This window comes from Mycoplana sp. 10N416, assembly GCF_056394765.1.
Genome location: NZ_JBFTIM010000015.1, coordinates 41,479 through 53,336 on the forward strand (window position 1 = coordinate 41,479; position 11,858 = coordinate 53,336).

11 protein-coding genes and 1 pseudogene are annotated in these 11,858 nt (G+C 58.8%); 4 read left to right on the top strand and 8 right to left on the bottom strand.

Translation table 11 applies throughout. The features are described 5' to 3' along the window. Window positions 1-7: 7 nt before the first annotated feature. The 8 genes and pseudogenes from trbL to traI form a co-directional block, all read right to left on the bottom strand. A complete protein-coding gene (trbL, locus tag AC1DDS_RS22585; RefSeq protein WP_477480900.1) occupies window positions 8-1,189 on the bottom strand; it encodes a P-type conjugative transfer protein TrbL in 1,182 nt (393 codons plus the stop codon). A gap of 136 nt (window positions 1,190-1,325) precedes the next feature. After that, window positions 1,326-2,129: a P-type conjugative transfer protein TrbJ gene (trbJ, locus tag AC1DDS_RS22590; RefSeq protein WP_477480910.1), complete on the bottom strand. Its 804-nt coding sequence runs from the start codon at window positions 2,127-2,129 to the stop codon at window positions 1,326-1,328. After that, window positions 2,101-4,557, bottom strand: a complete 2,457-nt coding sequence (locus AC1DDS_RS22595) for a conjugal transfer protein TrbE (protein WP_477480901.1) — start codon at window positions 4,555-4,557, stop codon at window positions 2,101-2,103. The genes trbJ and AC1DDS_RS22595 overlap by 29 nt, the downstream gene beginning before the upstream one ends. A 10-nt stretch (window positions 4,558-4,567) precedes the next feature. Then, window positions 4,568-4,867: a conjugal transfer protein TrbD gene (locus AC1DDS_RS22600; protein WP_477480902.1), complete on the bottom strand. Its 300-nt coding sequence runs from the start codon at window positions 4,865-4,867 to the stop codon at window positions 4,568-4,570. Continuing rightward, a complete protein-coding gene (locus tag AC1DDS_RS22605; RefSeq protein WP_477480903.1) occupies window positions 4,860-5,243 on the bottom strand; it encodes a TrbC/VirB2 family protein in 384 nt (127 codons plus the stop codon). The genes AC1DDS_RS22600 and AC1DDS_RS22605 overlap by 8 nt, the downstream gene beginning before the upstream one ends. Then, window positions 5,233-6,210 (bottom strand): P-type conjugative transfer ATPase TrbB, encoded by a 978-nt coding sequence (trbB, locus tag AC1DDS_RS22610; protein WP_477480911.1) that lies wholly within the window; start codon window positions 6,208-6,210, stop codon window positions 5,233-5,235. The genes AC1DDS_RS22605 and trbB overlap by 11 nt, the downstream gene beginning before the upstream one ends. Window positions 6,211-6,474: 264 nt before the next feature. Continuing rightward, a pseudogene (locus AC1DDS_RS22615) lies at window positions 6,475-6,739 on the bottom strand (P-type conjugative transfer ATPase TrbB); the annotation flags it as partial. A gap of 9 nt (window positions 6,740-6,748) precedes the next feature. Continuing rightward, on the bottom strand, window positions 6,749-7,372 hold the full coding sequence (gene traI, locus AC1DDS_RS22620) for an acyl-homoserine-lactone synthase (RefSeq protein ID WP_477480904.1): 624 nt from the start codon (window positions 7,370-7,372) through the stop codon (window positions 6,749-6,751). Window positions 7,373-7,846: 474 nt separating this feature from the next. On the opposite strand from traI, the gene repA reads away from it, so the two are divergent. From repA to AC1DDS_RS22640, 4 genes are all read left to right on the top strand, one after another. Beyond that, window positions 7,847-9,070 (top strand): plasmid partitioning protein RepA, encoded by a 1,224-nt coding sequence (gene repA / locus AC1DDS_RS22625; protein WP_477480905.1) that lies wholly within the window; start codon window positions 7,847-7,849, stop codon window positions 9,068-9,070. 58 nt (window positions 9,071-9,128) lie between these two features. Beyond that, a complete protein-coding gene (repB, locus tag AC1DDS_RS22630; protein ID WP_477480906.1) occupies window positions 9,129-10,106 on the top strand; it encodes a plasmid partitioning protein RepB in 978 nt (325 codons plus the stop codon). Between the two features lie 156 nt (window positions 10,107-10,262). Beyond that, the gene (gene repC / locus AC1DDS_RS22635; RefSeq protein ID WP_477480907.1) at window positions 10,263-11,477 is read left to right on the top strand and encodes a plasmid replication protein RepC; all 1,215 of its coding nucleotides are present in this window, start codon (window positions 10,263-10,265) and stop codon (window positions 11,475-11,477) included. A gap of 95 nt (window positions 11,478-11,572) precedes the next feature. After that, on the top strand, window positions 11,573-11,858 hold a 286-nt coding region (locus AC1DDS_RS22640), incomplete at its 3' end, for an exonuclease domain-containing protein (RefSeq protein WP_477480912.1).

Sequence of the window (11,858 nt, forward strand, 5' to 3'; positions counted from 1 at the left end):
TCTCGATTTACGGTTTGTCTTTGCGTTCTGGAGGCGTGGGCTTGCCGCCCTGACCACCTCGACTGCCGTCGAGTTTCGCGTTGGCGAGGCCGAGAAGGGAGCCGGCATAAGCTCCCGGTGAGCCAATCGCTTTTTCCTTTGCGGCCGATCCGGCCGCCTTCGCGCCGGACCCGATCGCTGCGCCAATTCCCCGCAACGCGGCGCCTGCCGTCGATGACCCGGCCGCCCGCGCCGACTGCGCGGCTGCTGCGCCGGCCCCTGCAGCGCCAGCCGCAAGCGTCGCGGCTCCGGCAGCAAACGATGCGGCTTGGCCACCATGGCGAATGGTTTCCATGCCACCGGTGACGGAAGCGCCCTGGACCACGCCCTGAATGATGTTCGGCACGTACATCGCGATAATGAAAACCACGACTGAGATGCCGGCGATTGCCAGCGTCGTGATGAACTGATCGGTCTCTGCAGTCGGAGCTTGGGCCAGGCCCAGCAGAACCTCCGAGCCGACTTTTGCGATCATGACCAAAGCCATGAGCTTCATCCCGACGCCGAATGCATACACCAGATACCGGACCGCGAAATCCTTCGTATAAGACGACCCGCCGAGACCGAGCATGATCATGCCGGCAAGCAGACCGACATACATTTCGACCATGACGGAAACGAAGATAGCGGCCACCAGTGAGAAGCAAATCACGACAATGCCCATGGCGAGGAGGGCTGCAATAGCAAGCGCGTTGTCTTCAAACACACCGAACTTGGCCTGCTCAGACATCTGCGAAGCAACGCGGATTCCGGCGTCGAACACTTCGGCCGGTGACGCCGATCCGCCACCCGCGCCGATCTGGAAGAGGCTGTCGACGACCGCGCGAGCGACGGTTGGTCCCTGATCCAGAACGAAGGCGAAGAAGCCGATGAACATGATGCGGCGGACCAGTTCAGCGAACCAGCTATCGAGGGAGGCCGCTTGGATCGCGAGCCAGACGGCGGCCATGCCAACCTCGATCGCCGCGAGGATCCAGAAGAGCGATCTCGCGGCATCCATGATGGTCGTTTCCCAGCCCTTCGCGGCTGTGGAGACCTGGTTCTCGAGTTCGGTCAATACTTGACCTTGCTGGGCGAAAGCCGGCCCTGCGATGACAATGCAGAGGAGACCGATGGTGAGGAAAGCGCCATTTATCCTGATTTCTACCATCTCGGGCCGCATCTCCTGACCTTCCTTGATTGGCGGCAGCTCTTTCTACCGAGGAACTTCTCGCGAACTGCCTTTTGCTCCTCAGCCATCACTGGCTCGGCGCCTTCCGCTTCTACGAAGAGCACGGCCGTCGGGCTCACCAGCGTGGCTCCATTTTTTGGCCCGTCGGAACGGTCCGGACATCGGCGTTGAAGAACTTCTCGCGTCGAGCCTGGGCAAGATCCTTGTCCCTCTGCTCGGTCTGCAGCCAGGTTCCCATCATTGTCATTTGCTGGGAAACCAGACCGCGGAGCTTTTGCATCTGGGCGACCTGCTGTGCGGCGATCTGATGGCCGACCTGGAGTGCCTTCATCTGCCCGTCTGCCGATTCCGACATTCCGCGCAGCGAGGTCATGGTGCCTTCTTCGCTCCCGAACTGATCCGCCGTCAGACTAGCGGCTTTCAGCGTACTGGCGATCGTGTCGCGGTTCGTGTCCGACCAGCTTTGATAGCTTGACGAGAAGCTTTCGGCTTTCGGCAGGTTTGTCTTGAAGTCGGCGTAGCTCTGGAATCTCTGTTTCAGAACGTCGTCGGCGTTCGCCATCGAGAAGGAAATGCTTTGGCCCTGTTCAACGATATCCCGGAGCCGGTTCAGGTCTCCTTCGACCTGTCCCCAGATGTGGTGGGGAAGCTGCGCGGTGTTTTGCAGCATATTCTCGTAGATCTTCAACTGGTTCTGGATTTGCTCCGCCAGCTGGCCGATCTGGGTGATCTGATTATCGACCTGGATCCCGGAACTGTTCAGAAGATCGATGAGCTGCGCATTGTTGGCAAGCTGCGTCCATTCGGTCGCAGCGCCGGTAGCCGATCCGGCCCACACAGCGGGAGTGGCTTCGAACACAAAGGCGCTGGCCATCAGGCCGGCAAACAGTCTACGCGAAGTTGGATAGCGGTACGGCATCGTCAACTCCTCTCGATTCAAGCCACTTGATCGGCCAGGTTTGGCCATGCTCGGCCTTCAACGCACGGATGCGCTTCAAGTTTTCTTTTCCGGAGGCACCGACAAAGCTGAGCGCGACCGGCCCGAGCGACATGTCGAACAGTCGTCGGCCATCAGGTGTCGCGACGTAGTATTCGCGCTTTGGAATGGCGCTCGACACGATCTCGATCTGGCGCTGGTTGAAACCGAGACGCTCATAGAATTCCCGAGTGCCCGGCTCGCGAGCCGCGCCGTTCGGCAGGCAGATTTTCGTCAGGCAGGATTCCTTCAGCACATCGATGATGCCGGATCGCTCCGCGTCGGAGATCGATTGGGTCGCCAGCACGACGGCGCAATTGGCCTTGCGAAGGACCTTGAGCCACTCACGGATCTTGCTGCGGAAAACCGGGTGACCCAGCATCAACCAGGCTTCATCGATGAGGATAATGCTGGGGGAGCCGTCCAGCCGCTTCTCGATGCGGCGAAACAGGTAGATCATGACCGGTACCAGATTGCGTTCGCCGAGGTTCATCAGATGCTCGATCTCGAAGCACTGAAACGCGCGGAGCGTGAGGCCATCTTCCTCGGCATCGAGCAGCTGACCCATGGGTCCATCGACGGTATAGTGATGAAGAGCATCCTTGATCTCGCGCATCTGGACGCCACTCACGAAATCCGAGAGTGATCGGCCGGGAGCCGTCGCCATCAAACTCACCTGACGCGAGATGGCGTTGCGGTGGTCGGGCGTGATGGTCACCCCTTGCAAGGCGACGAGCATTTCAATCCACTCGGTAGCCCAGGCGCGGTCGCCATCCGTCGACAGATCGAACAGCGGGCAGAACGACAGCGCTCTCCCCTCCTCTCCATGATCACCGCCGATCTCATAGTGATCGCCGCCGGCGGCCAGGGTCAGCGGCAGGAGAGAATTGCCTTTGTCGAATGCGAAAATCTGGGCGAACTCGTAGCGTCTGAACTGTGCGGCAACGAGCGCCAGGAGCGTGGACTTGCCTGAACCGGTCGGCCCGAAAATCAGGGTGTGGCCAACATCATCGACATGGAGGTTCAAACGAAACGGTGTGGAGCCGCTAGCGACCTGCATGAGAGGTGGGGAGTTTGGCGGGTAGAATGGGCACGGTGCTATCGGATTGCCGGACCAGACCGAGTTGAGCGGGATTAGGTCGGCGAGGTTACTGGTATTGATCAACGGTTCGCGGATGTTCGCGTACCAGTTCCCCGGCAGGCTGCCGAGAAACGCGTCGGTCGCGTTGAGGGTCTCGATCCGAGCTCCAAAACCTTCCGCCTGGACGAGACGGCGGATCGCCTCGGCCTTCTCCTGCAGTGCCTCGCGATCCTCGTCGAAGAGGATGACGACGGGTGTGTAATAGCCATAGGCGACCAGCTGCGATGAAGCCTGCGCAATCGCATCTTCAGTCTCGGCCACCATGGTCATTGCGTCCTGATCGACGGACCGGCTTTGTGTCTGGAATAGCTGGTCAAAGAAGGGGCGGACCTTCTGCTGCCACTTCTTACGGGTTCGCTCCAGCTTCTGTCTTGCCTCCTCGGCATCCATGAAGATGAAGCGAGACGACCACCGATAGGTCAACGGCATCAGGTCGAGATTATTCAGAATGCCCGGCCAGCTTTCGGCCGGCAGGCCATCGATCGCGACAACACCAAGAAACCGGCTTTCCACCTTCGGAGTCAGCCCGTGTTCGAGCTCGGCCGTGGCGACCCAATCCAAATACATGGGCACGTCCGGCAGCCGGATCGGATGGTTTTCGCCGGTGATGCAGAACCGAACGAACTGGAGGAGTTCGTCATAGCGGGCTGTCCTCTCGCCTCCTCGCTCAGTGACCTCGCGCGTCGCCATTCGGATGATTGAAACGGTGCTCGCCAGGTACTGCTCGATTTCGCGGATTGCGTTCTTGAACACGAAGAGAACGGTATCCGCATAGGATTTCTTGCGGCTTTCTTCGTCAGAGTAGATGTACTTGCTCAGCGCGGTCTTCTTGGACTCGAGAGGGCGATAGGTCAGGACCAGAGCGTGCCTGCTTTCGAAATGCCCCTGCTCGCGGCCGAAATGAGCGCGGCGCTCGGCATCGATTGCTCGCGTTACGGGATCTGGAAAATAGCAACGATCTTCGCCCGGGTAGTCGATCGTCGGCACCCGGATAGCCTCGACCTGGATCATCCAACCGCTGCCAAGTCGTGAAAGGATGGCATTGATCTGTCGCGAGAGCTCATTGCGTTCGACGTCGGTCGCACTCTCGGAGTCGGGGCCGGCGAAATACCAGCCAGCCATCAAGCTGCCGTCCTTCAGCAGAAGAACCCCATTGTCCACCAGGCCAGCATAGGGGACGAGTTCCGCGAACGACGGTCCGGTGGCTCGAAAGCGTTTGAGCGCTGCCATCACCGCCTCCTCAAAATTTCCGCCACGGCGACGTCGTCGGCCTGTAGTAGGGCTTGTAGGAAATGTGCCGCAAGTAGACTTGCCGCATCAGCGGGTCCGCCTTTGCCATCATCCGGAGGACCCCGACGATGACGATCCAGACGGCCACGCCGAAAAGAGCGGAGTAGACCGTCAGAACGACGAAGATCAAAATGACCGCCGCAAGGCCCGTGATGAGGACAAGCTCACGGTCCGCCCCCATCAGGAGGTTCGGCCGAGAAAGTGCACGGTGGATTCGATTACAGTGCAGGCCGGACAGATAGTCAGCCATTTCTCCCCTCCCCTGCCCCGAGGGGCTGGAGGGTGGAAATCAATTCCTGCGGAATGCCGATCGATGCGCCCGTCGCACCGAACAGGCCCACAATCGTGGTCGCGCCGAGCAGGATGCCTGCAACAAGGACCACATACATGAGCCTTCGTGCAAAATCGTTGAGTTCGCCACCAAAGATCAGCATGCCACCAGCGATCGCGACAGCGGCAAGCGCGATGTAGCCGGCCACGGGCCCTGTAATCGACTGCTGGATTTTTTCGAGCGGACCCTCCCAGGGGAGACTTCCACCCGTGCTTGCCAGAGCCTGCACTGCAGAGGCCAGGACGATCGGTGCTGCAACGATGACACTGGTGAGAAGAGTCTTTTTACGCAACATGGCGCGCTTCCTGTTCTTCGGTGAGCTGATCGGATTGGATTTCGTATTCGCCGTTGGCAAAGCGCTCGACGTGGATGACGTCACGCACTCGGCGGCCGCGCGGCGTGCGCTCGATGGAAACGATGAGATCGACAGCCTCGCCGATGACTTCGTGCATTGGTTGGTGGCTGGCTTCAGCGGTCAGTTGCTCGAGCCGCCGCAACGCGGATGTCGCGGTATTCGAGTGGATGGTCGCCACACCGCCCGGGTGGCCCGTATTCCATGCCTTCAGCAGCGTAAGAGCTGCTCCGTCACGAACTTCACCCACTATGATGCGATCGGGACGAAGGCGCATTGTGCTCTTCAGCAGGCGCGCCATGTCGACGGCGTCGCTTGTGTGCAGAAGTACCGCGTTCTCGGCGGCGCACTGGATTTCCGCTGTGTCCTCGAGGATGACCAGCCGATCCTCCGGCGCGCTTTTGACGATCTCGTCGATCACGGCATTGGCGAGCGTTGTCTTTCCCGATCCCGTTCCGCCAGAGATGATGATGTTCAAGCGCGAAGCGATCGCGCTTCGTATTGTGCCCGCCTGAATGTCAGTCATGACGCTGCTGCGAACATAGTCATCCAGCGGAATGAGACGTGATGCATGGCGGCGGATCGTGAAGGCCGGTTTCGCAACGATCGGAGGGAGCAGACCTTCAAACCGATGTCCTCCGATCGGCAGTTCACCTGAGATGATCGGCTGGTCCGTATCGACCTCTGACTGAAGAGCATGTGCGACAGTCCCAATGACCATCTCGGCTGCAGCGGAAGACATTTCGCCAGCAGGCGCCACGCCGTGACCGAGCCGTTCGATAAAAAGCTTGCCGTCGGGGTTGAGCATGATCTCGACGACGTTGCTATCGTCGAGCGCGACGCAGAGCTGATCGCCAAGCGCTTCCTGGAGTTTGCGCACAAGTCGGGGATGAGAACTAAGCTGGGTCACGTGCTTCTCCTTAGGCTGCCTGACTGAAGGGGGTGGTGATGAACGAGCGATGGTGCTCACGCCGGCGCCGCTGAAAAATGCCGCTCGGTCTGCGGGCAGAGTACCGGTGACCGCTGTAGTGACGCCGATTTTCTTGTGCGGGCCTAACCGCTGAAGGGCCATCCGACACGACAATATCCGCTCGAACCCAGGTCAGTGACTGTGACGATCTCGCTGTAGCCGTTGGCGATCGACCATTCGATGATGCCTGCGAACATCGCGAGAGTGACAGTTCGCCCGATATGATCGGCTGGTCGGCGTCGACCTCGGACTGGAGCCCGTAGGCTACCTCGTCAATGACGCGTTCCGCAGCCGAAGACGGCATCTTGCCTGCCTGGGTCACTTCCTGTCCGAGACGCTCGATAAAGAGCCTGCCGTCGGGATTGAGCATTTCTACGACGTTGGCATCATCGAGCGCGATGCAGAGTTCGTCGCCGAGCGCCCCCTGGGGCTTGCGCCCCAGCCGGTGGTGAGAACCGAGCTGAGTCACGGAAATCCCCTATGCGACCCGGCCGACCGCAACGAGGTCGGAGCTGTAGTCTGACGGGCAGAGCCTTTCGAATGTCTCCGTATTCACGGGCAACGTGCCTGCGACGGCCATGGTTGCGCCAATTCTTCGCGGCTCACCCAGCCGGTCAAGCGGCCACCCTGCCCGCGCAAGGATCCGCTCGAACCTGAGGTCGGTAACGGTAATGATCTCGGTGTATAGATTGACGATGCACCATTCGATGATGCCGGCGAACATGGTCAGCGTCGCCGCGTGGATCCAGCCATCTCCCCTCCCCTCAGCGAGATTGGTATCGACGCAGAAGCGAGAGCTTTCGACCATTGCGGGATGGGCGTGCAATCGTCCGTCTGGAAGAAGGGAGGGAAATACGGCTGCCAGCATCGTTGGACCGATGGCGGGAAGAAGCCTTGCGCATCCTGCTACTTTTCCGCCTTCCAGTACGGCGAGAATGTATGTCGGCCGGAGTCGATCGAAGCGATCACACTCCCGGCCATCCTTGACATCAACCTCCCAGCCAAGGCGCTCGGAGAAAATCTTTGCGCGCAGACGATGCTGAGCGTCGACCAGTCGGTTTTCCTTTGTGCTTTGTGCTGCTGAAATCGCCACAATTCGCATCGTTCCCCTCCACCGTTCCGGTTTGAAGGAACTTTCAGCACGGAACCCCGGGGGCCGGCAGTTGTAGAGTTCGACAAGCCACAAATGACTGTCTTCGCTCAAAGCATGGCTCGACTGACGACTATGTTACCAATCAGAGGCGCGCCCTCACCGAACCCGGGCCGGTCAGGGGCTGTCTGCAGGGTGAGTCGCAACCGGCCACCTGATTCTCCGAACTGGATGACCTGTCCCAGCAGAGCGCTTATTGTATGATTCACAGGTGAACGAACGGCGTACGTGCAACCGAAAAACTGATCTATCTAATTGAATTGATATATGAAATGCTCATATCGATTGATTTTGCGTGATGTGGGCTGGAAGCGCGACAAGCTGTTGATTTACCGATGCTCCTTGCCAGCGCTGGCGAGAATCAACCATAATAACGCTTAGAATGGCGCACAAAGCCAAAAACCGTTATTTGGGAGCTCTCCCTCTATGAACGCTACTACGCCGCAAATGGCAGCAATGCGACCTATGCATTTCGAGGAGATGATCCTTGAGCAGGGCGATTTGATTTCCAAGAAGCTGCATTTGCTAAGCATGCAGCAGTACCCGCCCAATGCCAAGAAAGGGCTGCGACACTTCTCGTTGGCAGAAGTCGCACAGTTTGTTGGCGTCTCGCAAAGCACATTGAAGAAACTGCACTTGGAAGGAAAGGGCCCCCTTCCCCAGACGTCGTCTTCCGGCAGGCGCTCCTACACTGCCGAGCAAATGGGCGATCTTCGCCAGTACCTGGAGGAGCATGGTCGCTCCGAGGCGAGAAATTACGTTCCGCACCGTCGCCCTGGCGACAAATTGCAGGTCATTGCCGTTGTCAATTTCAAGGGCGGGTCAGGCAAGACGACAACGGCCGCGCATCTGGCCCAGTATATGGCGCTAACCGGCCACCGTGTCCTGGCGGTCGACCTTGACCCGCAGGCCTCGATGTCTTCGCTTCATGGGTTCCAGCCTGAGCTCGATCTTACGCCGTCGCTCTATGAAGCAATCCGCTATGATGGAGAACGGCGCTCGATTTCCGAAATCATTCACGCGACGAACTTCCCAGGCCTTGATATCATCCCGGCAAATCTGGAGCTCCAGGAGTTCGAGTACGATACGCCGCTTGCCATGTCCAACAAGGGCTCCAACGAGGGGAGAACCTTCTTCACGCGGATATCGCGCGCCCTTGCCGAAGTGGACGATCGCTACGATGTCGTTGTCATCGATTGCCCGCCGCAACTGGGCTATCTCACGATTACCGCCCTGACGGCTGCAACGAGCGTACTCATCACAATTCATCCCCAGATGCTGGACGTCATGTCGATGGGACAGTTCCTGTTGATGCTCGGCGGAATATTGAAGCCGATCAGGGACGCAGGCGCTGAGGTTAACCTCGAATGGTATCGCTATCTCATCACCCGGTACGAACCGATGGATGGGCCGCAGGCTCAGATGGTCGGATTCATGCAGACCCTCTTCCACCAGTTCGTGTTGAAGAACCACATGCTGAAATCAACGGCAATCTCTGATGCGGGTATTACGAAGCAGACCCTCTACGAGGTTGAGAAGAACCAGATGACACGCACGACCTACGAACGCGCAATAGAGTCTTTGAACGCGGTCAATGCCGAAATTGTGGATCTGGTGCACGCGTCGTGGGGGCGAAAAGTTGTCAGCTGACAAAAACGACAATTTTTCCTTTAGCTTCAGACAGTTGCAGCGATTGGGAACGAAGTAGATGGCAAGAAAGAACCTACTGGCTGGTCTTGTGGACGATGGGGAGGCATCCCAAGCGGATCAGCCTCAAACCTACCCCATGCGCGGGGCCTCGCGAAGCATGGTTCGCTCGCTGGATGAGTTGTCGAAACAGGCAGAGAAGTTTCTTGAAGGCGAGGCTGTTGTAGAGCTAACCCCCGATGTTATCGACAGCTCATTCGTGTCAGATCGAATGGAAGGCGATTCAGATCAGTTTGAGGAGCTCAAACAGGCGATTGCTGAACGCGGCCAAGACACTCCGATCCTGGTTCGGCCGCACCCTATGGCCGAGGGACGCTACCAGATCGTCTTCGGTCATCGACGCGTCCGTGTCGCCCGCGAACTCGGTCTAAAGGTCAGGGCCGTCGTCAAGAAACTCGATGACCGCACGCATATCATCGCGCAGGGCCAAGAAAACTCCGCACGCTCCAATTTGACCTTCATCGAGCGCGCTTCCTTCGCGCGTCGGCTGGAGAATTTGGGGTATGATCGAGGTGTCATTTCGTCCTCGCTGGCGGCCAATGCCGCGGCGGTCTCCAAGATGATGTCCATTACGGAACGGATACCAGCCTCAGTGATCGAAGCGATCGGTTCGGCTCCAGCAGTCGGACGTGAGCGCTGGTTGGAACTCTCACTGCTCGCCGGCAAGGATGCCAACGCGGAAAAGGTAAGAGAGTTGATGCTCGAGCCAACGTTCGCCTCATTGAATAGCGACGCGCGGTTCGATCACCTTTTCAAAGCACTGAACAAGGCTGGAAAGCCGGTCAAGAAAGCCGTGACCAATGTAAAAGACACTTGGCAACCGGCAGACAAGGGCGTTTCAGCGCAATTCACGAATACAGGAAAGGCGTTCGCGCTCTCGATGAAGTCGAAGAACGCAGGCCGATTCGGTCAGTTCCTGGCAGGGAACCTGGATCGGCTTTATGCCGAGTTCCTCTCAGTCGATGGTAAGGGAGACTAGCCGCAAAAGAAAAAGGCCCCCAGACGGTAACCATCGTGGAAGCCTCTCTCATCGTTTAGCAGCCTGAGAATCGCATTTCCACGAATCACAGTCAAGAGTCTTTGGCACCGTTATTGGTGAGCTGATCTTCTTTTGCCTATTGGAAGGTGAAGGAAAATGCAGAGTGGAAATGTGACGACGCCTTTTGGGCGGCGGCCGATGACGCTTGCCTTGGTGAAAGGGCAGTTTGATTCAGCCAATATCAGGGCGGGAAAGTCCGTCGACAAATGGAAAGTGTATCGGGATGCCTGCGATGCTCGCACGCTGCTGGGGGTGCGTGATCGAGCCTTGGCGGTTTTGAATGCGCTGATTTCATTCTATCCGGAAACAGACCTGACCGAAGACAGCAATCTCGTTGTCTTCCCTTCGAACGCACAGCTCTCCGCACGCGCGAACGGCATAGCCGGTTCAACGTTGCGCGAAAACCTGGCGCTCCTGGTCGATGCCGGTTTGATCCATCGAAACGACAGTCCGAATGGCAAGCGCTATGCACGCAAGGGCAGGGACGGCGCGATCGAGGCGGCGTATGGCTTCAGCCTGGCGCCGCTGCTGGCGCGTTCGGAAGAACTCGCCCAGTTGGCCCAGCAGGTGGCCGAAGAGCGTCGACGGCTGAAGATCGTCAAGGAACGCATTTCGATTTGCCGTAGGGACATTCGCAAGCTGATTTCGGCGGCGATAGAGGAGGGTGCTGCCGGCGACTGGGGCATGGTCGAGGGCTACTACGTGGCGGCCGTCGGGCGGCTCGCAAAGGCAAAGACCGAGCCGGAGCTCGTAGAATGCCTGGAAGAAATGACGCTGCTGCATGCCGAAGTGGTCAACCTTCTGGAACTTCAGCTAATTTCGCAAAAAAGCGACACCAATGGTGCCGAATACCGTCAGCACATACAGAATTCAAATACCGAATCCAGCAATGAACTTGAACCTAGCTCTGGAAAAGAGCAGGGGGCATCGGCGGTGCGAACCAGCGAGCCTTTGCGGGAGGCGATCAGGGCGTTTCCGTTGGGCATGGTGCTGCGGGCCTGCCCGGAAATTGCCATGTACGGCCCGGGCGGGGCGATATCGAGCTGGCGCGAGTTGATGACCGCCGCGGTCGTGGTCCGCTCGATGCTCGGGGTCAGCCCATCCGCCTACCAGGAGGCCTGTGAAGCGATGGGGCCGGAAAACGCTGCCGTTGCGGTTGCCTGTATCCTCGAAAGGGCAGGCCACATCAATTCGGCCGGGGGCTATCTGCGCGATCTGACCCGGAAAGCGGCGCGCGGCGAATTTTCGCTCGGGCCGATGCTGATGGCCTTGCTGCGGTTGAATGCAAGGCCGGTGCAGAGTACGGGCTGATCGGCGGCAGGGTGCCTGGTTGGCACTTGGGGTAGGCGAGGGGGATGATGGGAATGGCGGCTCAGTTTGACATGTTTGCGGATGATGCGCCGATCATGGACAGTCGAACGGATGGACGCGCGACGCCGGCGATGAACGAGGACGACATGGTCCGGCATCTGCAGGCAACGGGCCGCTATCGGATCCTGTCAAAGCTCCAGCCTCGGCCGGTTGTCCGGTTGCCAGATTCGGTCTTTCCGTTGCGCGGCGTCATCATCGACACCGAGACGACCGGTCTCAGTTCGCGCAAGGACGAGATCATCGAGATCGGCGCTGTTGCCTTCAGCTTCGATGAGACCGGCACGATCGGTGCGGTGACCGCCGTCTACGGCGGACTGCGGC

Coding starts and splice junctions, on each gene's coding strand:
- trbL (WP_477480900.1), bottom strand. CDS start 1,189: ATGGTAGAAATCAGGATAAATGGCGCTTTCCTCACCATCGGTCTCCTC.
- trbJ (WP_477480910.1), bottom strand. CDS start 2,129: ATGCCGTACCGCTATCCAACTTCGCGTAGACTGTTTGCCGGCCTGATG.
- AC1DDS_RS22595 (WP_477480901.1), bottom strand. CDS start 4,557: ATGGCAGCGCTCAAACGCTTTCGAGCCACCGGACCGTCGTTCGCGGAA.
- AC1DDS_RS22600 (WP_477480902.1), bottom strand. CDS start 4,867: ATGGCTGACTATCTGTCCGGCCTGCACTGTAATCGAATCCACCGTGCA.
- AC1DDS_RS22605 (WP_477480903.1), bottom strand. CDS start 5,243: ATGTTGCGTAAAAAGACTCTTCTCACCAGTGTCATCGTTGCAGCACCG.
- traI (WP_477480904.1), bottom strand. CDS start 7,372: ATGCGAATTGTGGCGATTTCAGCAGCACAAAGCACAAAGGAAAACCGA.
- repA (WP_477480905.1), top strand. CDS start 7,847: ATGAACGCTACTACGCCGCAAATGGCAGCAATGCGACCTATGCATTTC.
- repB (WP_477480906.1), top strand. CDS start 9,129: ATGGCAAGAAAGAACCTACTGGCTGGTCTTGTGGACGATGGGGAGGCA.
- repC (WP_477480907.1), top strand. CDS start 10,263: ATGCAGAGTGGAAATGTGACGACGCCTTTTGGGCGGCGGCCGATGACG.